Source organism: Sinorhizobium mexicanum, assembly GCF_013488225.1.
Classification (GTDB): Bacteria; Pseudomonadota; Alphaproteobacteria; order Rhizobiales; family Rhizobiaceae; genus Sinorhizobium; species Sinorhizobium mexicanum.
Genome location: NZ_CP041241.1, coordinates 819131 through 842405 on the forward strand (window position 1 = coordinate 819131; position 23275 = coordinate 842405).

The 23275-nt window shown below is 60.3% G+C and carries 18 protein-coding genes and 1 pseudogene; 4 read left to right on the plus strand and 15 right to left on the minus strand.

Annotation, left to right across the window (positions count from 1 at the left end; all coding sequences use genetic code 11):
- Positions 1-125: 125 nt before the first annotated feature.
- From FKV68_RS28030 to FKV68_RS28045, 4 genes and pseudogenes are all read right to left on the minus strand, one after another.
- Complete coding sequence (locus FKV68_RS28030) at positions 126-2177, minus strand: MASE1 domain-containing protein (RefSeq protein WP_180943771.1); 2052 nt, start codon at positions 2175-2177, stop codon at positions 126-128.
- Between the two features lie 458 nt (positions 2178-2635).
- The gene (locus tag FKV68_RS28035; protein ID WP_180943772.1) at positions 2636-3013 is read right to left on the minus strand and encodes a response regulator transcription factor; all 378 of its coding nucleotides are present in this window, start codon (positions 3011-3013) and stop codon (positions 2636-2638) included.
- Between the two features lie 14 nt (positions 3014-3027).
- Positions 3028-3657: a response regulator transcription factor gene (locus FKV68_RS28040; RefSeq protein ID WP_180943773.1), complete on the minus strand. Its 630-nt coding sequence runs from the start codon at positions 3655-3657 to the stop codon at positions 3028-3030.
- Positions 3654-5588: pseudogene (locus FKV68_RS28045) on the minus strand (PAS domain-containing protein); the annotation flags it as partial. The pseudogene FKV68_RS28045 and the gene FKV68_RS28040, both read right to left, overlap by 4 nt.
- A 1318-nt stretch (positions 5589-6906) precedes the next feature.
- Here FKV68_RS28045 and FKV68_RS28050 point away from each other — a divergent pair.
- Positions 6907-7299: a response regulator transcription factor gene (locus FKV68_RS28050; protein WP_180943775.1), complete on the plus strand. Its 393-nt coding sequence runs from the start codon at positions 6907-6909 to the stop codon at positions 7297-7299.
- A gap of 868 nt (positions 7300-8167) precedes the next feature.
- On the opposite strand, the gene hmpA is transcribed toward FKV68_RS28050, so the two are convergent.
- Together hmpA and FKV68_RS28060 are read right to left on the minus strand one after the other, a co-directional pair.
- On the minus strand, positions 8168-9382 hold the full coding sequence (gene hmpA, locus FKV68_RS28055) for an NO-inducible flavohemoprotein (protein WP_180943776.1): 1215 nt from the start codon (positions 9380-9382) through the stop codon (positions 8168-8170).
- An 18-nt stretch (positions 9383-9400) separates the two neighbouring features.
- Positions 9401-10081 carry a TehB-like domain-containing protein gene (locus FKV68_RS28060; protein WP_246452769.1) on the minus strand — a complete coding sequence of 227 codons (681 nt, stop codon included), beginning with the start codon at positions 10079-10081 and terminating at the stop codon, positions 9401-9403.
- A 105-nt stretch (positions 10082-10186) separates the two neighbouring features.
- On the opposite strand from FKV68_RS28060, the gene FKV68_RS28065 reads away from it, so the two are divergent.
- Positions 10187-10606, plus strand: coding sequence for an RrF2 family transcriptional regulator (locus FKV68_RS28065; RefSeq protein ID WP_180943777.1), 420 nt, complete (start codon positions 10187-10189; stop codon positions 10604-10606).
- 257 nt (positions 10607-10863) lie between these two features.
- On the opposite strand, the gene FKV68_RS28070 is transcribed toward FKV68_RS28065, so the two are convergent.
- Complete coding sequence (locus FKV68_RS28070) at positions 10864-11838, minus strand: alpha/beta fold hydrolase (protein ID WP_180943778.1); 975 nt, start codon at positions 11836-11838, stop codon at positions 10864-10866.
- 539 nt (positions 11839-12377) lie between these two features.
- Here FKV68_RS28070 and FKV68_RS28075 point away from each other — a divergent pair.
- Positions 12378-13121, plus strand: coding sequence for an SDR family NAD(P)-dependent oxidoreductase (locus FKV68_RS28075; protein ID WP_180943779.1), 744 nt, complete (start codon positions 12378-12380; stop codon positions 13119-13121).
- A 257-nt stretch (positions 13122-13378) separates the two neighbouring features.
- Here the strand turns inward: FKV68_RS28075 and FKV68_RS28080 are convergent, their stop codons facing one another.
- The 4 genes from FKV68_RS28080 to FKV68_RS28095 form a co-directional block, all read right to left on the minus strand.
- Positions 13379-14137 (minus strand): SDR family oxidoreductase, encoded by a 759-nt coding sequence (locus FKV68_RS28080; protein ID WP_180943780.1) that lies wholly within the window; start codon positions 14135-14137, stop codon positions 13379-13381.
- A gap of 59 nt (positions 14138-14196) precedes the next feature.
- A complete protein-coding gene (locus FKV68_RS28085; protein ID WP_180943781.1) occupies positions 14197-14676 on the minus strand; it encodes a carboxymuconolactone decarboxylase family protein in 480 nt (159 codons plus the stop codon).
- Between the two features lie 418 nt (positions 14677-15094).
- A complete protein-coding gene (locus FKV68_RS28090; protein ID WP_180943782.1) occupies positions 15095-15727 on the minus strand; it encodes a response regulator transcription factor in 633 nt (210 codons plus the stop codon).
- A 120-nt stretch (positions 15728-15847) separates the two neighbouring features.
- A complete protein-coding gene (locus FKV68_RS28095) occupies positions 15848-16666 on the minus strand; it encodes a sensor histidine kinase (RefSeq protein WP_245181720.1) in 819 nt (272 codons plus the stop codon).
- A gap of 138 nt (positions 16667-16804) precedes the next feature.
- On the opposite strand from FKV68_RS28095, the gene FKV68_RS28100 reads away from it, so the two are divergent.
- Complete coding sequence (locus FKV68_RS28100; protein WP_209647322.1) at positions 16805-17722, plus strand: LysR family transcriptional regulator; 918 nt, start codon at positions 16805-16807, stop codon at positions 17720-17722.
- Between the two features lie 80 nt (positions 17723-17802).
- Here the strand turns inward: FKV68_RS28100 and FKV68_RS28105 are convergent, their stop codons facing one another.
- From FKV68_RS28105 to FKV68_RS28120, 4 genes are all read right to left on the minus strand, one after another.
- Complete coding sequence (locus tag FKV68_RS28105) at positions 17803-18954, minus strand: efflux RND transporter periplasmic adaptor subunit (protein WP_180943785.1); 1152 nt, start codon at positions 18952-18954, stop codon at positions 17803-17805.
- A gap of 15 nt (positions 18955-18969) precedes the next feature.
- Positions 18970-22107: an efflux RND transporter permease subunit gene (locus FKV68_RS28110; protein WP_180943786.1), complete on the minus strand. Its 3138-nt coding sequence runs from the start codon at positions 22105-22107 to the stop codon at positions 18970-18972.
- Positions 22104-22346 carry a hypothetical protein gene (locus FKV68_RS28115; protein ID WP_180943787.1) on the minus strand — a complete coding sequence of 81 codons (243 nt, stop codon included), beginning with the start codon at positions 22344-22346 and terminating at the stop codon, positions 22104-22106. Before FKV68_RS28115 ends, FKV68_RS28110 begins: the two co-directional genes overlap by 4 nt.
- A 234-nt stretch (positions 22347-22580) precedes the next feature.
- Positions 22581-23168 carry a TetR/AcrR family transcriptional regulator gene (locus tag FKV68_RS28120; protein WP_180943788.1) on the minus strand — a complete coding sequence of 196 codons (588 nt, stop codon included), beginning with the start codon at positions 23166-23168 and terminating at the stop codon, positions 22581-22583.
- Positions 23169-23275 lie beyond the last annotated feature (107 nt).

A 23275-nucleotide genomic window follows, 5' to 3' on the forward strand; every position in this document is an offset into this window, starting at 1 on the left:
CGTCGTTTGCCGTCCGATACGACGCGTGGCGCGGTAGGCGGCGACGAGCTTCGAACGTGCGGGTTGAAGCGAATCCGCGGAGAAGTTCGTGGTGATTGCCTGCGCATGCACGACGATCCCGCAGATCAAAGGGCACGACCCCGATTGCCTGCGGCATAGGAGGCCGTCGCTTCCATCGTCACGTGAACCGGCAGCGTGAAGATAAACGTCGCCCCATGCGGTTCGTTGTTCTCCGCCCATAATCGTCCGCCGTGGGACTCTACGATCGAACGACAGATTGCGAGCCCCATGCCCATCCCGTGCTCTTTGGTTGTAAAGAACGGTTCGAATATCCTGTCCGGAAACGCGACGCCGGGGCCGCGGTCACTGATTTCGGTCTGGATCACATCCCCGATCCGGCGCACACGTATTCCAAAGACCCTCTCGCCTGCAGTGGAATCCATCGCATCCATGCCGTTGCGGATGAGATTGATCAGAACCTGCTGGATCTGGACGCGATCCAAGGCCACAAGTGGAAGGTTGCTTTCGACCTCAACATCCATACGAACGCGGCGGCGGGTCGCCTCCTCGACCATGAGGTTACGCGCGTCTGCAATGACGCTGGCGAGCGTTGTGCTGGTCCTCGTTTCTATGGAATGCTTGAACAGGGCGCGGGTGTGGCTGACGACATCCGCTGCCGAGCTCGCATCCTGGATGATGCGCTCCAGCCTCTTCTGCGCCCGTTCGATATTTGGAGGTTCGGCCATAAGCCAGCGTTGGCAGGCATGCGAGTTCGCCATGACAGCCGCCAAAGGTTGGTTGACCTCGTGCGCGATGGACGCGGAGAGTTCGGCAAGGCTCGCCGCCTGGCTCGCGCGGGCGAGATTTTCCTGGGACAGGCGCAATTCATCCCGTGCACGGACCTGATCCTCAATATCGAGGCAGACGCCGTTCCATTGCACGATCGCGCCGTCGTCACTGCGCATTGCGGCTGCACGCATTTCAACCCACCGGTATTCGCCGTCGAAGCGACGCAGGCGGTGGTTCTGCGCGTAGGGTTCACCAGTGGCCAAGGAGTGCGCGAGCAGCTTGCCTACCGTGGCAAGATCGTCCGGATGAATGATCGCGTTCAGCACGCTCGTGAGGCGTGAGGTGCCGGCGACATCCTTGTCCTCGACGTTGAAACCGATGAAGCCACTAAATTGCTGACTGAAGTATATGGGCTTGCCGTCCGGCGCTGCACACCAGATGAGCGCCGGCAGCGTCTCGACGAGCTCTCTGAGCGAGCGCTCGCTCTGGCGCAATGTGAGCGTCGCCAGCTGGTGCTGCCGGGATATGGCGGCCACGATGAGCGCCGAGAATGCCGAGATGGCCAGAAAAAGCTGCAGCATGATCTGCTTTTCTTTCTGGGACGCAGGATCGCCGGCAAATTGGCTCGCACCGATTATTGTGAACCCCGCGGTGATCAGAGCGAGGAGGGCCAAGGCGACGGCTGCGCCTTTGAACTCAAACCGCGTCGCGGCCCAAAGCAGGGGCGGCATGATGATGTAGGCGAAGGGCAGATAACCGCTCAAGGAAAGGGCGGCGATACTGAGAAAGATCAGCGCCAGGACGCCAGCCTCTATCCATCGCGCGACCGAGAGATGGGCGTCACTGCCCCAGTTCTGGAATACGACCAGCGCCAATGGCGCTACAATCAGGACCCCGGTGGCGTCTCCGATCCACCATAGGGGCCAGGCCGTGGCGAAGGATTGTATGCCAAACCATGCGAGCGTCGCACTTCCCACCGTCGCGCTTACGACAGGCGCAACTCCAGCCCCCAGCGCGACCAGGGCGAGAACTTCCTCCAAGGTTTCCAGCCGAACGGGCCGTCCGCAGGCCCGGTTCACGAGCCACGCGCCGGCCACCGCCTCCAGAGCGTTGCCGGCAAAGATCAGGCAGGCGACGGGCAGCGGATTGTGGAACCACAAGAGGTTGCCAGAGAGTTCAGCCAGAAAGCCTCCCAGTACCCACCAGGGCCAGCTCGGCCTGGAGGCGAGGATAAGGGTAGCCATGAAAAGCCCGCTCGGAGGCCAAATGGAAATACCGGTTCCCGGCACAAGTGCGAGCAACTGGGCAAATCCGCTGGCCAGCACATACGCGACGATGAAAAGCCCGAGATGCAGGAATCGAGGGCGGTGCAACCAGACGCTCATCATTGGCTGCTCCTAGCGGACAAAGAACGCCAGGGGACTGTAGCGCTTATCCCCGGTATCCGGGATGGCGAAATCGCACCCAAACCTTAACCCCCCAAGGCCCGAGCCGCACCTCATGGAAAATCCGCGTGTCACGCGGACACGCATCGCACGGAGATGTGAACCCGCTTCCGTATTTGACGGCTCGAAACCATGCTGATGACCCGTGAGAGCCGCGCTCCCACCCGCGCAACCTGGAGGCCTAGGTTTTCTTGAAAGCGTCGATATCAATCGACGCAGCGAACCATCTGGTGATACGTTTCTTGCTCTCGCGAGACGGTCATACCCACGTTGCACCCGGTCCACTTGTACACCGCATCGTGGGCTCAATGCAAAAGGGATCGCAGGCCTGAGAGCAAAGCTCTCGTCTCGATTGCCGGCGCGGCAAGAGCCGTTGCGCATTCTCCTCTGACAGTTCGCGCTTATGGCGAGTTCGCCTTTCCAGAAAGGGCGTCACTGATCGCTGCGAGCAACGCCTGCCCGTCGAAAGGCTTGCGAAAGAACCGGTTGTGCTTTGCCTCCTGCGGCTCAGGGATCTCGTGGCGGCCGGTGATCAGGATCACCGGCAAGCCGGGACGCCTCTCGCTCATCAGGCGCTTCAATTCGAAGCCGTCCATGCCAGGCATGCCAATGTCGGTGATCAGACAATCGATCTCCGGCAAAGCAGTGCTGTCCAGAAGAGTATGGGCCGACGAGAATGCCCGTACGGTGTACCCGGCCGACTCGAGAAGATCCTGGAGCGAATCGAGCACGCGCTGGTCATCATCGACGACCGCCACCACGGACTTTGAGTTGAACATACGTACCAACTTCCTCAACGCCTGGAACGAATGACTGGAATTTGCAATCTTTCGGCAATTCGCGCCAGATCTGCAAGTGAGGTCACCTGCATCTTCTGCATGATCTCGCTGCGGAGCATTGCAACGGTGATCTCACTGATGCCGAGCTCGGCTGCCGACTGCTCGTCCGGGAGGCCGCTGACCACGAGCGGCAGCACCTCGCGCCCTTGCGGTGTAAGCGCGGCCAAGCGGCGTTCGAGCTCGATCAGCTCCGTCCGTGCTGATCGTTGAACGCGGTCCCGGTCGATTGCCGCCCGAACGGCCGCGACCAGATCGCGCTCCCCGACCGGTTTCCTTAGAAAGCCGATGGTGCCGCCCTGAGTGGCGCGCACCGACGATGGAATGTCGTCATGCCCTGTAAGGAAAACGACCGGGGGATGGAGATCCCGGGACAGTTGCTTCTGAAGCTCGAGGCCGTTGATGCCAGGCAGTTCAACGTCGAGGATCAGGCAGGCAGGGAGATCGGGCTTCGCATAGGCAAGATAATCCGCCGCGGCGGCGAATGTTTCGGCTCGCCATCCCAGGGACTCCAGCAACTCGCCGAGGGCCTCGCGGACTCTGGCGTCGTCGTCCACCACGAAGACCATTTCGTCGCGCGGGCTCATGACGTCTCGGCCACTGCCAACGGAAGCGTGAAGGCGACGGTCGCCCCGTGCGTCTCGTTATCGGCCGACCAAAGGCGGCCGCCATGCACGTCTATGATCGAGCGGCAGATCGAAAGCCCCATACCCATTCCGTGCGGCTTGGTCGTAAAGAACGGTTCGAAGGCGCGCTCGGCGTCCTTGAAACCCGTGCCGGCATCGCGAACCTCGATGCGAATCGCGTTCAAGCCGTCACGGCACGAGCGTATCTGGAGTGCGCGAGAGGCGTCAACCACGGCGTCCATCGCCTCGATCGCGTTCCGGATCAGGTTCACCAAGACCTGTTGCACCTGGACGCGATCGAGCGCCACCGATGGCAGGTTCGGCTCGAGATTTGTCTGGATGTGAACGTCCTTTGCGGCGATCTCGTCCGTCATCAGCCGGCACACTTCGCCGATCAGATGGTTGACGTCTTCCGATGACCTGTTCTGCGGCGCCGGACGGAAGAGAGCGCGGATCCGGCTGATGACATCCGCCGCCGAGCCGGCACTCCGGATGATGCGCTCGACCGTGACCTTCGCACGCTCGACGTTCGGCGGTTCGGCGGACAACCAATGGTGGCATGCGTGGGAACTCGCGACGATCGCGGCCAGCGGCTGGTTCATTTCGTGAGCGAGCGAGGCGGAGAGCTCGGCCAGGCTCGCAACCCGGGTCGCCTGCGCGAGCCTGTCGGAGGTGCGCCGCAGCGCTTCTTCGGCGCGGAACTGATCGTCGATGTCGTGACAGAGGCCGAACCATTGGACAATCTCTCCGCGGTCATCTCGCAGTGGCTCCGCGCGGCCCGACATCCAGCGATACACCCCATCCGCGCGACGCAGACGATACCGCATTGCAAAGCCCTTGCCGGTCACGAAGCAACGGCCGAGGACCTTCCTAAGCTCCGCTCTCTCATCTGGATGGATAACGGCCTCTATGACCGCTTCCAGTCGGGTCTTCCCCGGTTTGACCGTATCCGCTACGTCCATGCCAAGGAAATCGACCATACGCTCGTTGGAGAAGGTTGGCTCGCCGTCCGCAGTCAGCCGCCAAAGGAGACTCGGAACCATGTCGACGAGTTGCGAAAGCTCGCGCTCGCGCTCGCGCAACGCCTCCTGCGCCCGTATCAGGTCTTCGATGTCGACGGACACGCCATACCATTGGATAATCGCGCCGCACTCGTCACGCAGGGGCTCCGCGCGGCTCTCGACCCAACGGTGGGGGCCGTTGGATCGGCGTTGACGATATCTCCCCACGAAGGGCGCACCCGTCTCGAACGAGCGTGCGAGCCCGCGGTCCACCGCATCCCGGTCATCCGGGTGGACGACCGTCAGGTATCGCGACCCGTCGGGCGCGAGCAAATCCTTCAGACTGATGCCGGTCACATCCGTGACCCGCTTGTTGAGGTAGCAAGGTATTCCTTCTGGCGTCATGCACCAGATGAGTGCTGGCACGGCGTCGATGAGCTGCTGCAACTGGCGCTCGCTCCGCCGCAGCGCTTCCTCAGCATGCACCTGGTCGTCTATGTCGTGGCAGAGGCCGTACCACTGGACGATGCGTCCGTCCTGATCCCGCAATGGCTCGGCGCGGCTCGACATCCAGCGATAGATGCCGTCGGCGCGCCGCAGGCGATACCGCATGGCGAAGCCCTCGCCGGTGACGAGGCAGCGGTTAAGGGCATTCCTAAATTCCGCGGCGTCATCCGGATGGACGCTCCCAATGACCACCTCCAGTCGGCTCGTGCCTAACTTGTCCGTATCCGCTACGTCCATGCCGAGAAAGTCCACCATCCGCTTGTTGAAGAAGGTCGGTTCGCCGTCGGGCGTCAGCCGCCAAAGATGGCTCGGCGTCATGTCGATGAGTTGCGAGAGCTCACGCTCTCGCACCCACAACGCCTCTTCGGCCTTCTTGATGCTCAGGGATGGCGGCCCGCCAGGAGCGGTCCCTTCTTCGTAACTGGCGCCGGTCACGCCCGCGATCCATTTGTTGGCACGTGCTGAAGCTCCTTCGCCCGGCGTGCTCCGCATCGCCGCCCGCGTAACGCCGGCGCCGGAAGACGCAGACATGCCGGCGGCGATGATGGCTCCGATGCAAAGCGCCACGGCAAAGAACGCCGCCCACAACGATGCGACATCGCGCATACCGTCCGAAAAGAAAAAGGCGGCCAGTATCGAAGCGGCGAATGCGGTCCCCAATATCGCCAACAGCAGCGGAGCCGTGCGGAGACGCGCATAGACGAACAGCGCGGCAACCGGCGCCAGCAGGCCAAATGGTGTCGTCGTCAGCCAGGACACGGCGATCCCGACGATGGACGCCGTGAGCATAAGGGCTACGCGCTGTTGCGGAGGCATTGCTATCATGATCGGCTGCTCCTGCCGGACAAGGAAGGCCTTTTGCATGGTTCCTTGGACCGGGGCCGGTTCAAGGATAAATGTGTGCAGCGATTCGAAGGGGCCGCAGCGACCGTTGTGCGCCCGAAAAGACGCCGGCGCTACGGGGCCTCATCAGCGCCTCTTATAACACCTGTTCTCAATATCCGGGTTGGCGAACTCACGCGACCTATTTTAATCCCGACATTGTCCAGCTGCACTCACGGCATCCGTGCAGGGCAGGGGAGACGTGACGAACTGATCATCCGTCACTTGCAGACTCGCCGGTCTAGATCCGCGTGCGGGTCGATGTCCAGATCCACCTGCAGCCGACGAAACGGCAGGCGAGTGTCCAACCCGTCCGGTCCACGCATGCGCTGACAACATCGTACTGAGCGAGCGAACGCGGGCCGGACGACGCGTCAGCCGGGTGATTGGGCGACCGGGGTGTGGGCCAAGATTTTGACAACCTAAACTTTCGTTTAGTCGGAATAGGTGTCTCGATGTGATAGTTTTGCGACGGGACTGAAGGAGGAGGCCCGGCAATTCACACGATTGGAGTATGGTATACGTTGACCGCGTCTCCCCGATGTCGGAGACAGACGCACCATTCCCTGAATAATAACGGGCAACAAACTTTAGCGTTTCGACCTGGATGGCAGCATGCGGGGTGTGAAATGTCAGCTTCTTCCGGCGTATCCATTCGTAGGGATGTCCCGAGCGCAGAGATGAATGTAGCATCGCATTTCGAAGTGCTGGCGACCTGTTGTATCCTCCAACCCGGGCGGCATTTGGTTTTCGCCTGAGCATGTCACGGTATGAAGGATTGACCTTCTGCCTAAGTAGTTCCCGAATTAGAGTTAGGTTCTTGAGTCAATCATGCACCATCGCTGTTATTGATGACGACGACGCCCTCCGCGAATCGATGAAGGATATGTTAGAGTCGTTGGGCTACGACGCCATTGCTTTTCCATCGGCGTCGGAATTCCTCGATCTTTATAGCCAGTGCCCAATCCACTGCATTATTTCCGACGTAAAAATGCCCGGCATCGACGGGCTGCAGTTGTTGGATATATTGAACGGTAAAGGCGCCCGAACGCCGCTCATATTCATGACGGCCTTTCGCGATCAGCGGTTAACGACGGCTGCCAAGCAAGGTGGCGCTCTAGGTGTTCTGTCCAAGCCCATCGACTCCGATCAGTTGGTTGCAATGCTTGAGTCTGCAGTTGGCGACCACAGTGGCGGTAAGGAAACGGATTAGCCGCTCACCCTGGCTGCATCCTTCGAAGCCGCCGCGGCATTGGGCGATTTCTCTTGAACACTTAAACCAGAACGAGGCTCTTGCGCGGAACGAGCGCCCTCTATCTCTGGCAACAGGTATCTTCGGATCGCTATCTAGGTTCGGCGAAGCCAGTGCTGAGTTCGGATCCGGGCGCATTCCTCTGAACATATGACGGAAGAGCGCCCGCGTGGGCTGGTGCACCACGCGCAGCGCACTGCGCCTGCCAGCGCGTTGTGCGTCGCCTGTGTGCGAATGGAATGACAGTCGTCGGTAATAGTTTGCAGATCTGCATGCGGGGCGGGAGGATCTCCTGGATCCCGTGAGGACCGATGCCTCCACTGGCGCGCAAAAATGGCCGCCCCTTTTTAGGGGAGGGGCGGCCAGGTTGGCTGCACCGCGGCGGGGGAGGGGGAGGGACTTGCCGCCTAGGACGGGGAGGGGAACCATCCTTGGGGACAACGGGTGCGCCACGTTGTTAGAGTACGTAGAAAAGCCTGCCTGCGTAACTAAACGTTGGTTTGGGGTTGGGGCCTCTGGAGCCGCCCGGAACCCGCCCAGAAGTGACGTTCGCTGCGCCGAGCCGGTAGTCCCTCGCTCGGCACGATCCAGCACGGCAACCCGCCGCGTCTAGCGCATCGGCCCGAAAATCGGAATCGATTTTCGCAAAGCACGATGCGTAGATTCAAAGACTTACAGCATCCTTTGTGCGTCCTGAAGGACGCACGGCGCTGTAAAGCGCCAAAGTGAAGACGTGAATACCGTCATCTTCGGGACTTCGGCCGCCAGAGGTCTACGAGCGAGCGAACGGGCGGGGGCGCCGGGGCTTGTGCAGCCCCGGCGGACGGCATCAGGCAGCGATCTGTTCATCTGCAGGCCCGAAGAACTCGAAGTGAACGCGTTCACTCGGAACTCCCGCGCGGGCCAGGTCACCGACCAGGGAGCGCAAGAAGGGCTTGGGGCCGCAGAGATAGAAGTCCGCCGACGCGAAGGGCGTATTCTCCTGCAGCCAGTTTGCGGTGATAAACCCGTCATGGTCGTGCGAATAGCCCACAGCATCCGCCGCGCTGGGATCGCTGTAGAATGTCCGGACCGTGACACCGCCGTGTGTTTTGGCAAGCGATCGAACGTGGCGGTCCATCGCGTGCGTTGAGCTGTTGAGCGCACCGTGAACGTAGTGGGCCTCCAGCTCCGGATAATCGGAGGCAATTGCCTCCAGCATGCTCACCATCGGTGTAAGCCCAACTCCGCCCGACAGAAGGACAACCGGCCGGCCCGGTTCTTCCGGAAGGAAGAAGTCACCTGCGGGAGGGGTGACCTCGAGCATGGTGCCGACCTCCGCGTGGTCGTGCAGGAATTTCGAACCGCCCTGACCCTGCGCTTCGCGTTTCACGGAAATCCGGTAGTACTCGTCATTTGGACCGCAAGAAATCGAGTAATTGCGTTTCACGTCCGAACCGTCGGCGAGGCGGAAACGGAATGTCAGGTACTGCCCTGGCCTGTGCCTGACAACCGGCTGGCCGTCCGTCGGTCGAAGTATGAACGACGTTACAACGTCGCTCTCCTTCCGCTTCTCGGCTATCGCGAATGTTCGCCATCCATTCCAGCCGCCCGACCTGCTGTCGAGGTCGGTGCGGATCTCGGCTTCGCGCTCCTTCAGCACATCGGCGAGGAACCAATAGGCCTCACCCCAGGCGTCAAGCAAGGCGGGAGACGCCGCGTCTCCGAGAACATCTGCTATCGCCGAAAGCAGCGCCTTGGCCACGAACGGATAGTGCTCCGGCAGGATGTGATAGCCGATGTGCTTGTGCGCGATGCGTTCGATGGCCGGACCGAGAACCGCCAGGTTCTCGATGTTTTCGGCATATGCGAGGATCGCAGCTGCAAGGGCGTGCACTTGCGATCCCGTCTCACCTTGATTGGCGTGATTGAAAAGTGCTCGGATATGCTCATCCTGAAAGAGCAGCGTATACATGCGCTTGGTGATTTCGCCGCCGTGCGCGGCGAGCGCCGGCGCACTCTGTTTCACGAGCTCCATAGTCTGCGGTGACAGGGGACGTGGCATAAGAGGTCCTTTCTTCTCTTAGCGGATTTCAATGCTTGGGTTGCGATCGTAGAACTCGATCTGCAAGTTGACGGGCCCCGAAAGCTCAAGGCGATGGGGAACTTCCGGGGGAACGATCCCCGGTCTGTCGCGATCAAGGAGGATCGCGTGTGTCGCGCCATCGGCGCGATACTTCACTGCGCCGCCGTGGACGCGAATTACACCCCAGGTCCCGGGTTTGAGCGTGTGCGACCGAAGCAGCGCTTGGGGCAATGAAACCTCGTCGAACGCCGAGGTGATCCGGTATGGACTACAGGGCTCTTCTGCGTTGGTCGGTTGCTTCGAGTAGGCTTGTGGTGCCTGTGGGTGAATTGCGCGCGACAGCCGCGATGCTATACGCGTGGCTTTGGCTTGCATCTCAGTCGCCAAGGACTGCGGCAACATCTCGGAGGTCGTGAGACGCCACAGAGCCAGCCAGCGATCGAACATTTCCGGACGGATCCGTTCGGCGTGGATCATGTGCATGGAGACTGGATTTCCTTTGTACCGGCCTGTCGTCAGCATCACCGACGACCAGAATTCCGACAGCCGGCCAAGGTGCTCGTCCCAATCCGCGACGATGGCGAAGACCGGTCCAAGTTCGGCGTCGGCTCGCACGCGCTCGTAAAACCGCGCGAGAATTTTCGGAATTTCGCGCTCGTCGAGTTTTTCTCTTTGCACCGCAAGCCTCCATAACATGCTTCTGAGATACATCTATTGCGTCGCACAAAAACATGCTATTGAAATACATCTTTTTGGGGCAGGCGTTTTGACGCAGGTGGGGATATGAGGCTGACGCGATACACGGACTACGCGATCCGGACGCTGACATACCTGGGCGCACGCGAGGCCGAGGTCTGCTCCATACGCGAGATCGCGGAAGCATTCGACATCTCTCAGAACCACCTGATGAAGGTCGTGCAGGACCTTGCGAACGCCGGTTTCATCAAATCGACGCGCGGAAGAAATGGTGGGATCCAGCTTGCCAGGGCCGCAGGCGAAATAAACCTCGGCGCCCTCCTCAGACACACGGAGGTCCTGACTGACCTCATTGAGTGTTCCGGCTGCGTGATAGCTCCGGCCTGCAGTCTCCCGCCAATACTTTCGGAGGCAACGAGAGCCTTTGTCTCAGTGTTTGAGAAATACACCATCGCCGATCTTCTCCGACGAAGACGCGACCTCCAGGTATTGCTGCGGGCGGCATAGCCGGCCGTGACGGAAGGGAGAAGCGGTGATTGATCGTTCGACCTCGATCATCGTCGACGTCGAGGCAAAAGCGGCCGGGCGGATGAAGTGACAGCCAGGCAGTTGACGGAACGAACGTAAGAAGGGACTTGGTCGCCTGGCGCGACTGGCGGATTGACTAATATCCGGGGCGGTTCGTGTGCGCGCCACAAATTGCCTTCATCGGCAATTTGGGAGCCCCCAGCATCACCGGGGGCTGTAGTTACGCCGTCAGCAAGTTACGCGCTGATAAATTCGAGGATGTCCCGATTGATGATCTCGGCATGGGTCGTTGCCATGCCGTGCGGAAGCCCCTTGTACACCTTGAGTACGTTGTTCTTGAGAAGTTTGGCGGACAAGAGCGCGGAGTCGGCGACCGGAACGACCTGGTCATCATCGCCGTGCATGATGAGTGTCGGCACGTCGATGGTCTTGAGGTCTTCGGTGAAATCAGTCTCCGAGAACGCCTTGATGCCGTCGTACTGGGCCTTTGTGCTGCCCATCATTGCTTGCCGCCACCAGTTCTCGACCACCGAATTCGAAGGGATCGCGCCGGGTCGGTTGTATCCGTAGAACGGCCCGCTTGCGAACTCTCGGTAAAGCTGGCTGCGGCTCTCCAGCAATGCTTTCCTGAAACCGTCGAACACTTCAACCGGCAGCCCACCGGGGTTTTCCGGCGTCTTGACCATGAGCGGGGGGACTGCGCCAATGAGAACCAGCTTGGCCGCGCGCCCATTGCCGTGGCGGGCAACGTAGCGGGTTGCTTCGCCACCTCCCGTCGAGTGGCCGACGTGGATCGTCTCGCGAAGGTCCAGATGCTCGACCACGGCCGCGGCGTCGCTGGCGTAGTGGTCCATATCATGGCCGTCGTTTATGTCGCTCGATCGGCCATGCCCACGTCGATCGTGAGCGACGACTCGGTAGCCCTTCTCCATGAAGAAAAGCAGTTGTGCATCCCAGTCGTCGGAGCTGAGCGGCCAACCGTGATGAAACATGATCGGCTGCCCGCTCCTCGGGCCCCAATCCTTGTAGAAGATCTCGACGCCGTCGGCGGTGGTGACTCTGTTCGCGCGCAACGTGCCGCTCCCCGAGGGAGAAGCGGGTGTTGCGGAGGCTGGTGTCGCCGACGCCACGGGAAGAGCTGTCGCAGTGGCGAGGGCGAGCCCGGCGGTCATTACGCCACGGCGAGTGGTCTGGTTGGTATTGGGTTCCATTGCTTTCTCCTACATCCGCAAAACAAAGCGTCGATGCATGTTGGACGGTTTTCGTGCTTATGCTGCCCACGAGGTGGCTGAGCGCTTGCGAAAATGAACGTCCGGCTTCGCCGACTGTAGATGTACAAAGGTTTGGGTGCCCCAGGAAGATGAGCAAGTCCCCATGAGCCCCGCTTTACCTTAAGTCAGGTGGGCGGGAGAAACTCGTTCGTCCTGTTGCTGCCTGCGCGGGAATAATGCGTCACGGTTGACCGTGCCGGAGTCATTAACGGCGCCGAACTGCTGCCCGGTTGGGCCAGGTTGCTGCAGGGTGCCCGTAGTCGCGACTGCGCCGACAGAAGCGCGCGCCACCGGTTAGTTGAGGTCATTCAAGACAAAGCGGCAAAGGCGACGTGCCAAGCCGACGGCTAATAAAAACCTCCGCTTATGATAGATAAAGTTGGCTCCTGTCAGCAGGAATGAAGAGCAAATCGTTCATGTGGCAAAGATCAGGTGTTGCCAATGACGACCACGATTAAGCAAAATTAAGAGGTTTAGTGATGCGCGATCTAGTCGCAATCGTAACCGGTGGCAGTTCTGGCATCGGACGCGAAGTAGCTATTACATTAGCAAAACTCGGCACTCGTGTCCTGATAACGGCACGGCGTCAGGCAGGAATTGATGAAGTCTGCGCCCGATCGGAAAATATCAAAGGTATTATTGCCGATGTAGCGAAGCCGGCCGACGTCCGGCGAACGGTTGAGGAAGCAATCGGTCTTTGGGGGAGGCTGGATGTTCTGATCAACAACGCCGGTGCAGGTGGCATTATGCCGCTCGCGGAAGCAACGGAGGAGCGCATAAAGGATATTTTCGCTGTCAACGTGACGGGTCCGAGTCTTTTGGCCGCTGCAGCCCTTCCGCACTTGAGCGGGAGGGGCGGAGCGATCACCAACATCTCCAGCACCTATGGGCACAAGGCTGCTGCAGGCCTCTCGCACTATGCGGCGAGCAAAGCGGCCCTCGAGCACCTTACGCGCTGCTGGGCGCTTGAACTTGCACCCCATGGAGTGCGCGTCAATGCAATTGCCGCCGGGCCGACAGAAACCGGGGCGCTGACGGGGATGATGGGATTGACTGCCGAAGAAGCGGAGAACGTCAAGGAGTATGAGCGCAATCTGATCCCATTGAAGCGTCGCGGCACACCGCACGACGTCGCGCAATGGATAGCGATGTTTGCGAACCCGGAGGCGGCATGGACGACGGGTCAAATTCTGTCGGTCGATGGAGGGCTTTCGGTCGTCTGAGAGATCGGCTCACTCCCCATGGCCCGCCTCGCGCAATTGAATGCATTGACGCGTGTGCATGGTCCACTTGGATATTTGCAGGAATTGGCCGCGAACCTTGTGCTCGCGGCCAATAGCGCGTCGTTGGAAAAGCGTTCTCGTCTAGAGCATCCAGTTTCAATGGAATTGTTGAAAGCGGATAATATGCTCTAGAATCGAAGTGCCAGAGCATCCTTTGTGCGTTCATTCGAAGGCACGACGCTCTAGACCGAAGATCGCTACGCGACTTTCTTCGGCTGGGCGTCGAACCACTGTTCGAATGTAACCCGACCAAGGCGCGGGCTCTTGTCCGAAACGAGAGAATTGTCGTCGATACGCGCGCCGAAATAGCGTGCCTCCGGATCCGCTACCACCTTTCTCGGGTCGTTCATCTTCTTGAGATAACGCCCGATCAAATCACTGAGCTTCACACGCTCAGGACCGGCAATTTCGACGATGCCGTTCTGCGGTTGGCTCAGCGCCACGTCGGTCATTGCGTCCGCGACATCGTCCGAGGCGATCGGCTGTATCGCAGCGGGCGACAGGTGAACCGTGTCGCCGACGGTACCCGATTGGGCGATACCATTAACGAACTCCATGAACTGCGTGGAGTGCACAATCGTATAAGGAATGCCGGATGCCCGGATCAGGTTTTCCTGCGCCAGCTTGGCGCGGAAATAGCCACTCTCTTGCAGGCGTTCGGTGCCGACCACGGACAGAGCGATGTGGTGCTTCACGCCTGCGATTTGCTCCGCGGCCAACAGGTTCGTGCCCGATCTCTCGAAGAACTCGAGTACGGCCTTGTCTTCGAATGATGGGGAGTTTGCGAGATCAAGGACGACTTCGGCGCTCTTAAGTGCGTCGGCGAGCCCTTCGCCGGTAATCGTGTTGACGCCCGTATTTGGTGCCGCAGCGATGACTTCGTGACCGCGCTTGCGCAAGCGATCGGCGGTCTTCGAACCGATAAGTCCGGTCCCACCAATAATGACAATTTTCATAATATACCTCCGGTTGCAGCTCAAGTCGCGTTTGGAATCGAGCAAGTAAGAGAGACGAGTTAGCTCAAACCGGCCTTGTCGAGGCCAAATGCCTTGTCGGCTGATCCCGGCACGGCTTTGAACCCGATGCTGGCCCGGTTCCAGGCATTGATAGTCATGACCGCGAATGTGAGGTCGGAAATCTCTTTCTCGGACAGCTGACCGCGGACACGTTCGTAGATATCATCCGGAACGCCGCCGGCTGGCAGGTTCGTCAGCACTTCCGTCCAGGCCAGCGCAGCCCGTTCGCGAGGGGCGAAGAGGTTTGACTCGCGCCAGATCGCCACATGGTGGACGCGCAATTCGCTTTCGCCGTGGATCTTTGCTTCCTTGACATGCATGTCCAGGCAGAAGGCGCACCCGTTCAACTGCGAGGCCCGGATCTGCACCAGGTCTCGGGTCTTCTGGTCGATGGCGCTGTTGTTCACTGCGGCGCTGAGCTCCATCAACTTCTTGAAGAGCTCCGGGGACTGCTGTGCGTAGTTCAGTCGCTGTGTCATTGAAACCTTACCTTGCTTATTCGCCTATGGATGCCGGCTGAACACCGGCCGGCACATGGGAGGTGTTGGAACATCATGGATAGTAGTTGGAACGCTCTTCCCGGGGATCCTAAACATTGGTTTAGGATCCACTTTCCAGGCTCGAGCGCACTTTGTGCTTTCACTGGAATGCCGGCGCTCTGGCGGCGATGCGTCGAAGTTGACGAGCGCCGTGAATGACGCGATCACACCTGCCGAGTGGCCGCGGATCCTGTGCGTAGATGAGAATTGGGGGCAATGCTTCGCAACGTATCGTTGCGTCAAGCGCGTTTCGCCGCCGTCTCCGACGGGCCGCGTTGTGGCTCGCGTAAATCGGGCGTGTCGAGAAACCGTGATGCCGAGCAATTGTGCTCGGGTGGCTTCTTAATGGTGGCAGGGATTAGATGAGCTCTGATTTTTTCACGAGGTCGGCCAGCGAGCGGGCTTCCATCTTTCGCATCACGCTGGCTCTGTGAATCTTGACCATGATCTCACTGATCCCGAGCTCATAAGCTATCTGCTTGTTCATGAGGCCGTCGGTGACGTGCTGCATTACTTCCTTTTCCCGAGGCGTCAAAGTCGATGCTTTCTGCTTGATGGCATTCCTGACGACGGCATCCTGTCGTCTGGACCGATCAGTCTCGAAAGCCCTGCCTACTGCATCGAGCAGTTCCTCATTGGTGAAGGGCTTCAGCAGAAAGTCTACCGCGCCCGCCTTCATTGCTGTCACGCTCGTTGGCACGTCGCCATGGCCTGTCACGAAGACTACCGGAGTCTGGCATCCGAGATCCTCCAGCCGGGATTGAAACTCGATGCCGCTCATGCCCGGCATCCGAACATCCAGCACAATGCAGCCTGAAGCGTTCAGGCAACCATTCTCGATGAAATCCAGAGCGTCGCGGAAAGACGATGATTTAATGCCCACAGACTCAAATAGATCGATCATAGAGAGACGGATGTCAGCATCGTCGTCAATTACAACCACAACTTGTTCTTCGATCGGGGCGTCTACGATTTTGCGTGCGGTCGACATTGTGCTGTCTCCTCGAATGCCGGAACGGTGGTTGCATTCTGCCTTGAATTGTCTCGGGAGGCACCCTGTTTCAAAGTATACAATGGTTTAGTCCGCCCTCGTATCGGGCTGCGGGGGCGATCAGGCCTCCGCCGGCGCGCTCGCGGGCAACAGCACTCGAAACAATGCGCCATGCGGCTCGCAGTTGGCAGCCCTGATCATACCACCATGGTCGGTTATGATTGAGCGGCAAATTGCCAGGCCCATACCCATGCCATCGGGCTTAGTCGAAAAGAAGCCCTCGAACACCCGCTCGAGAGCTGCCGCGGGTATACCGCCGCCGGTATCGCGTATCGTCAGCGAAACGGTCTCGCCTTCGGCTTGCGAGGTGTCGACGACGATTTCTCGGTCTTCCGTAGCCGTTTGAGTGATTGCCTGGATGCTGTTGATCAAGAGATTGACGGCAACCTGCTGCAATTGAACCCGATCGCCCGTTATGCTTGGCAGTTCCTCGGCCAGCTGAAGGCGCAGCGAGATCGAGTGAGCCTCCGTCTCTGCCTTTATGAACAGAACGGCCTCCTTGACGATGTCATTGATGTCGATGGCTTGCCGTACGGGATCGCTGCGGACCGCCATGTCCTTGATGCGTTGTATGACGCGGTTCGCGCGGAGCGCATTTTCCTTGATCCGCGAAACAAGTTGTTGAACCTTCGCGAGGTTGGGATCAGTTCTCCCGAGCCATCTCGACGCGGTATCAGCGTCGGTAACGATCACCGAGAGCGGTTGGCGCACTTCGTGAGCTATCGACGTCACGAGTTCGCCGAGTGCCGACACCCGTGCCGCATGGGCGAAATCCGTCCCTATTTGTCTCAACTGCAGCTCAATGCGGCGCTGCTCCGTATCCCCGATTAATTCATCGGGGCGAGCACTTGATAGCCGTACGTCGGTGGAAGCATTCATCTGTTTCGTTCCAGTCACGGCCATCCTTTGCAGAGTGGGTCAGGCGGTGCGGCGCTTGAAGTCTATACTCATTACACCCTGGACAATCCGGCTCATAAGTGCCTAGCTCGGCACAGCATTTGTGCTGGGATGTCCGTAATGGCGATTATTGGTGATAAGACTGCCGGATTATCGGCCTTCGTTTTGGCGGTGGAGACCGGCTCCTTTAGCGCGGCTTCAAAGCTTCTGGGAACCACTCCATCTGCGGTCTCAAAGAGTGTCGCCAGATTGGAACAGCGCCTTGGAGCTAAACTCTTCAGGCGTTCCACGCGCTCGCTCACGCTAACAGTCGAAGGGACAGCCTACTACGAGCGAATCGTACCGTTGCTCCACGGGCTTGAGGATGCGGAGGAAGTGGTTCGTTCGGCCTCCACCGCTCGCGGCACGCTGCGCGTGACGATGCCAAGCGAGCTCGGAAGAATTTTGATGGATGCGCTTACAACCGATTTCCTGCGCGCGCACCCGGAGATCAGGCTGGAAATGGGGTGGGCGGATCGCCGTGTGGACTTGATCCGCGAGGGCTACGATCTGGCATTGCGCGCCGGTGCGCCTGACGACAGCGAACTCAATCTCCGCACACTCGGCGAACTGCCGATGGTCCTGGTGGCGTCGCCCGAGTACTTGAGCGAGATCGGGCGCCCCGCCTCCATCGACGAACTCGGTCGCGCAAATCACTTACGCTACGTCCTCGGCGGGCGGCCTTTTCTGATCCGGTTCCTGGATGGTGAAATCACCGAACCCGAAGGCCGCCTTGATCTGGACAGCGGATTCGCACTTCGGGCCGCGGCGTTAAACGGATTTGGAGTGGCTCATCTCCTGCGTTGCGTCGTCGAAGCGGACATCAGTGCGGGCCGGTTGGAAGTCGTCTTGCCTTCACGCCCGCTCAAACGCGTGCCACTTCATTTTCTTCATGCTTTTGGCAGGACGCCACCGTTGCGGGCGCGACTGTTCATGGACTTCGTGGCGGAGCAAATCAAACCGTTCCTTCATGATCCACGCCAGGAAAGGGTCCGATAACGCCAGCGGAGAGGGCCGGCTTCGCTATAACCCATAGGACCATCGCGGAGAGAGGCCAACGACCGGCAGGCTCCTCCTGCCTACTTCTGCGCCTGGCCGGCCGGGACCGGCTTCACCGGCGCACCGGGGAAGATTTTCTGTAGGTTCCCGGCGATCACCTTGTCGCCTTCCGAAACCCCGGATGACAGGCCCACGAGGCCGCCATTGCTGGGGCCGAGGGAGACCAGCCGCTGCTCGACGACGTCGCCCTTGCCGACGACATAGACATATTTCCCGAGCTGGCTGGACCCGAGTGCGGTCTCCGGCACCATTAGCACGTTCGGTTCATCCCGGACGCGGAGGCGGACGCGGACGTACTGGCCGGGCAGCAAGGTCAGATCGGTGTTGTCGATCGTTGCGCGCGCCACGACCGTGCCGGTACTGCGCTCGACCGCGTTGTTGATGAAGGTCAGGTCGCCGCGGTTGCGCGGCTCGCTGTCCCCCGGCAAAAACACTTCGGCCTGAACCCGCCCGGCCGCCCGTGCCTTCTGAATGTCCGCCAGTTCGGCTTCGCTCGGATTGAAGGAGACATAGATCGGCGAGAGTTGCACGAGATTGTTGAGTGGCGTGCCGGCCGTGTCGCTGACCAACGTTCCCTCGGGAGCCAGGTTTCGCCCGAGCCGCCCTGCAAAGGGTGCCCGGATTTCAGTGTAAGCGAGGTTGATCTCGGCGGTGCGAACCGCCGCCCGCGACATAGCCAGGGCCGCCTCCGCCTGGCGCACGGCGCTTGCGCGTTGGTCGAAGCTGTCCTTGTCCAGGTAGCCTGTCGTGGCCAGTTCGTTGCCGCGTGTGAGATTGCTGCGAAGATAGGCGAGCGATGCCTCGTCACGTTGGATCTGGGCTTTCGCCTGATCGAGCTCCGCCTCGTAGTCGCGCGGGTCGATCCGGTAAAGGAGCTCGCCCTGCTTGACGTCGGAGCCGTCCGGAACTTCCTGCGACTGTATATAGCCGGAGATCTTAGCGCGGAGCGTCACGTTGCGGATCGCCTCCGTCCGCGCGGAATACTCGAGGTAAATGGGGATCGTCTTCTTGACGACCGCGGCGACGGGAACAGGCATGGCAGGAGGTGCCGTCGCAACCGCGGCCCCTGCGTCACCGCCGTTCAGGTCAAGCCTGCCGCCAGTGTACGAATAGGCCGCAGCCAGAGCCGCGATCGCGACTGCTGCGGCAAGGCCAAGTTTCAAACCGCGCATATCAAGCTCCAGTCCCTATTCGGCCGCTTCGGGCTCCCGCTGCCCCTTGGCAGGGCTAAGCCCTTCCCGCCATTGCTCAATGACAGCATAGAAAACCGGGACAAAAATAAGTGTCAGAACGGTGTCCATGAGCATACCGCCAAACACCGTCGTGCCGATCGACTGCCTGCTGGCGGCACCGGCGCCCGTCGCGTACATCAGCGGGACGACGCCGAGAATGAAGGCGAACGCCGTCATCAAAATCGGCCGTAGCCGCAGGCGGGCCGCCTCGGCAGCGGCCGTGATGATGTCCAAGCCTTCCTGTCGGCGCCGCTTGGCGAACTCGACGATCAGAATAGCGTTTTTCGCGGCAAGGCCAACCAGCATCACGAAGCCGATCTGCGAGTAGACGTCGATCTGCTTGGCGCGCAGCCACAGGGCGAGCAGGGCGCCGAGGAGAGCGAGCGGCACGGAAAGCAGCACCATGAAGGGCATCGACCAGCTTTCATACTGCGCCGCCAGGATCAGGAAACAAAAGATTATTGCCAGCGCGAAGACGAGCGCGGCGATCGATCCGGCCCTGATCTCCTGATAGGTGATGCCCGTCCATTCGAAGCCGAAGTCCCGCGGCAGAGTGGCCGCGGCGGCGCGCTCCATCGCGGCCACCGCCTGGCTCGAACTGTAGCCCGGCGCGGCCGCGCCATTTACGAGCGCAGACGGATAGTTGTTGTAGTGGCTGACGGTTTCGGGGCCGACGGTCGGCTTCAGCGCCCCGAGCGTGCTGAGCGGCACCATGTCGCCAGCCGAATTGCGCACGTAAAGCCGGGAAATGTCGGCGGGATTGGAGCGAGCGCTTTGATCGGCCTGCAGCGTTACACGAAAAGTGCGACCGAACAGGTTGAAGTCGTTGACATAAAGCGAGCCGAAATAGATCTGCAAGGTGTTGAATATATCCGGCAGGTTGAGGCCCAACTGCTTTGCCTTGTCCCGGTCGAGGTCATAGTTGAATTGCGGGCTCGACGTGCTGAACGCGGTGAAGAGCTGGTGCGGATTGATTTCCGGCTGCTTTCGTGCTTCGGCGATCAGGGCCTGCGTGGCGTCGTTCAGCGCCACGCTGCTGTGGCCGCCGAGGTCCTCGACCTGGAATTCAAAACCGCCCGTTGCGCCGAGCCCTTGTATCGACGGCGGATCGAAGGCGAGCACCAGAGCGTCGGGGATCTGCAAGAGGATCGGCTGCACCGCTTCGCGCAGCGCCGACGCGCCCTCTTCGGGGGGCCGCTCGTCCCATGGCTTCAGGACCGCAAACTGCACCGCGGAATTCGACTGACTTGCGAAACTCAGGAAATTGAAGCCGACTACGGAGCCGACGAAATCCACGCCCGCCGTGCCGCGAAGGATTTCCTCCGACTGCCTCGCGACGGCTTCGGTTCGTTCTATCGACGCGCCGTCGGGGAGTTGGATGACCACGAAGAAATATCCCTGGTCTTCGACCGGCAGGAAGGTCGAGGGAATGCGCTGCCACAATGCGTAGGTGGAACCGATGGCGATCAGGAAGAGTCCGAACAGCGCCCAACGCCACCGGACGAGTCTCGCAATGCTGTGCGCATACGCATGCGAGAGCCAGTGAAAACCGGTGTTGAACCAGCGGAACAGCACGAACCGCGCCGCTCCGCGATGGCGCAGGAACGCGGCGCTGAGCGCGGGACTGAGCGTCAGCGAATTGAATGCGGAGAACGCAACCGAGATCGCGACCGTCAGGGCGAACTGATTGTAAAGGCTTCCCGCAACACCCGGAATGAAGGCGACCGGCACAAAGACGGCCAGAAGCACGGCGGTCGTCGCGATGATCGGTCCCGTCACCTCCTGCATTGCCTTGTGCGTTGCGGCGAGTGGTGGCAGGCCGGACTCTAACTGTCGCTCGACGTTCTCGACCACCACGATCGCATCGTCGACCACAAGGCCGATGGCGAGCACCATTCCGAGCAGGCTCAGCATGTTCAACGAGAAGCCGAGCAGGTACATGACGATGAGCGTCGCGATCAGCGACACCGGAATGGCGATCGTCGGGATAATCGTGGTGCGCACGTTCTGGAGGAAGATGAAGACGACCGCGATGACGAGAGCCAGCGCCTCGACCAGCGTGATCACCACATCCTGCATCGCCGCGGACACGAAGCGCGTGGTGTCGTAGAACATGTGGTAGGCGATACCTTCGGGGAAGCGCTGCGACAGTTCGTCCATCTTGGCCTTGACCCGGCTCTGGAGATCGAGAGCGTTCGATCCAGGCGCCTGGAACACTGCCAGGACGACGCTCTCCTTGCCGTTGAAGGTTACCGATGAAGAATAGAGCAGGGCACCGAGCTCGATGCGTGCCACGTCGCGCAGCCGGATCGTCGCCCCCGTGCCTTGGTCAGCCCGCAGCACAATATCGCCGAATTGCTCGGGATCGCTCAGCCGCCCGAGTGCATTGATCTGCATCTCGAAGGGTGTGCCGGCCGGCGCCGGGGACTGCCCGATCTTTCCGCCGGCAACCTGGACGTTCTGCTCCTCGATGACGTTCTGCACGTCGACCGCGGTGATGCCCAGATTGGCCATCCGGTCCGGATCGAGCCAAACGCGCATCGAGTAACGCCGCTCGCCGAAGAGCTGGACATCGCCGACACCCGGCAGGCGCTTGAGCGGATCGAGGATCTGCAGGTAGGCATAGTTGCTGACGGACGCGAAATCGACGGAGTCATCGGGCGAATCGAGGCTGACCAGCACGGTGAAGTTCGGTATCTGCTTGGCGATCGTCACCCCGCTCTGGTTGACCAGGGCCGGAAGCGAGGACGCTGCTTGCGAAACGCGGTTCTGCACGTCGAGCGCCGCGACGTCGATCGGATAGCCGACGTCGAAGGAGATGATGATCCTCGAAGAGCCGTCATTGGAGCTCGTCGAAGACATGTAGAGCATGCCCGGCACGCCGTTGATCTGCTGTTCGAGCGGAGTGGTGACGGTATCGGCGACGACCTGGGCGCTGGCGCCCGGATAGTTGGCGGAGACGACGATCTGCGGCGGCGTAATGTCCGGGAACTGCGACACCGGCAGCAGGAAATAGCAAATGGCGCCCGCAAGCGTCATGACGATGGCGATAGCAGAGGCGAAAATCGGTCGGCGGATAAAGAACTCGATCATGGCCCGATCAATCCATGTACGACGCGGGCGCCAGCGTGGGCCGCGCCGGCCGGCAACGGCCGATGTGCATCCTTGAATATCGCGCGATCCGACCTGTCGTCGACCCGGAGGGCGACATTCGCGGGCGCTTTGCCGGGCGGCTTCAACGCGCCGAAATCGAGCTTCTCCGCGGTCACCGACACGCGGTTTATCCGGTCGGTAAGGAGTTTTCCCGCCGTCGGCCTATCCAGCTTGCGCATCGCCAGGCTCCAGCATCAGCAATCGCGATCTGCACCGTCGTTAACTAGACGTTTGACGATCGGGCGAACCGACATTGTGACATTGTGCCAGAAATTTTTCGTGCGGTTATCATCACGCTCGGAAGCGTTCGAGAAATCGGCTGCTCCTTGATCTCCCTCGACCGATCCGGGACCAGCGTTCACGGTCAAGCGTCTTTCCGTACGAAAATAGGCCGGCCGAACCTGATGACGACCTCATTCGCGAGTGTGCTCGGCAATCCCCGGCTCCAGCAGCCGAAGGATTTCTGGCAGGCGTTCGTTCATTTCTGCCGGGATCTTCTCGTTCATCAGAAGCGTCACGAGCCCATGCACCAAAGACCAAGCGGCAATCGGGCCGGGATCGTCAAATGCATTCGGCCCTTTCCGACCCGCCTTCACGGCAAGAAGTTCAAAGGCTTGACGACTGGCTAGAGACAAATGCACGTCTCCGCTGTCGATGTGTTCCCGGGATCCAAACATCAGCGTGTAAAGGCCCGGGTTGGCTTTTGCGAAGTCGATGTAGGCAACGCCAAGATCACCGATGCCGCTGGCGGGGTCGGATGCAAGCGGCGCAATCATATCTCGCAGCCTAGAAAATCCCACGGCGGCAATGGCTGACATCAGTTCGCGCTTGCCGGCGAAGTGCGCGTAAGGAGCGGCCTGGCTGACACCAGCTTGGCGCGCCACGGCACGTAAACTTACTCCTGCTGGGCCTTCGCGCTCGAGCAGCACTAACCCTGCCTCGATCAGCGCGGAGCGTAGATCACCGTGGTGATATCCTCGCGCTTGTGTTTTCGAGTTCATTCCGCCTACCCAATCTTGACACTGTTAAGAACGCCGCTATGTTGACGACGTTAAGATCGACGTGCCCGCACGAAAGTCAAGGTCGGCCCACGATGTCGGACCGCGGT

Coding starts and splice junctions, on each gene's coding strand:
- FKV68_RS28040 (WP_180943773.1), bottom strand. CDS start 3,657: ATGAGCCCGCGCGACGAAATGGTCTTCGTGGTGGACGACGACGCCAGA.
- FKV68_RS28110 (WP_180943786.1), bottom strand. CDS start 22,107: ATGATCGAGTTCTTTATCCGCCGACCGATTTTCGCCTCTGCTATCGCC.
- FKV68_RS28095 (WP_245181720.1), bottom strand. CDS start 16,666: ATGAATGCTTCCACCGACGTACGGCTATCAAGTGCTCGCCCCGATGAA.
- FKV68_RS28035 (WP_180943772.1), bottom strand. CDS start 3,013: ATGTTCAACTCAAAGTCCGTGGTGGCGGTCGTCGATGATGACCAGCGC.
- FKV68_RS28065 (WP_180943777.1), top strand. CDS start 10,187: ATGAGGCTGACGCGATACACGGACTACGCGATCCGGACGCTGACATAC.
- FKV68_RS28100 (WP_209647322.1), top strand. CDS start 16,805: ATGGCGATTATTGGTGATAAGACTGCCGGATTATCGGCCTTCGTTTTG.
- FKV68_RS28080 (WP_180943780.1), bottom strand. CDS start 14,137: ATGAAAATTGTCATTATTGGTGGGACCGGACTTATCGGTTCGAAGACC.
- FKV68_RS28090 (WP_180943782.1), bottom strand. CDS start 15,727: ATGTCGACCGCACGCAAAATCGTAGACGCCCCGATCGAAGAACAAGTT.
- FKV68_RS28070 (WP_180943778.1), bottom strand. CDS start 11,838: ATGGAACCCAATACCAACCAGACCACTCGCCGTGGCGTAATGACCGCC.
- FKV68_RS28105 (WP_180943785.1), bottom strand. CDS start 18,954: ATGCGCGGTTTGAAACTTGGCCTTGCCGCAGCAGTCGCGATCGCGGCT.
- hmpA (WP_180943776.1), bottom strand. CDS start 9,382: ATGCCACGTCCCCTGTCACCGCAGACTATGGAGCTCGTGAAACAGAGT.
- FKV68_RS28030 (WP_180943771.1), bottom strand. CDS start 2,177: ATGATGAGCGTCTGGTTGCACCGCCCTCGATTCCTGCATCTCGGGCTT.
- FKV68_RS28085 (WP_180943781.1), bottom strand. CDS start 14,676: ATGACACAGCGACTGAACTACGCACAGCAGTCCCCGGAGCTCTTCAAG.
- FKV68_RS28075 (WP_180943779.1), top strand. CDS start 12,378: ATGCGCGATCTAGTCGCAATCGTAACCGGTGGCAGTTCTGGCATCGGA.
- FKV68_RS28120 (WP_180943788.1), bottom strand. CDS start 23,168: ATGAACTCGAAAACACAAGCGCGAGGATATCACCACGGTGATCTACGC.
- FKV68_RS28115 (WP_180943787.1), bottom strand. CDS start 22,346: ATGCGCAAGCTGGATAGGCCGACGGCGGGAAAACTCCTTACCGACCGG.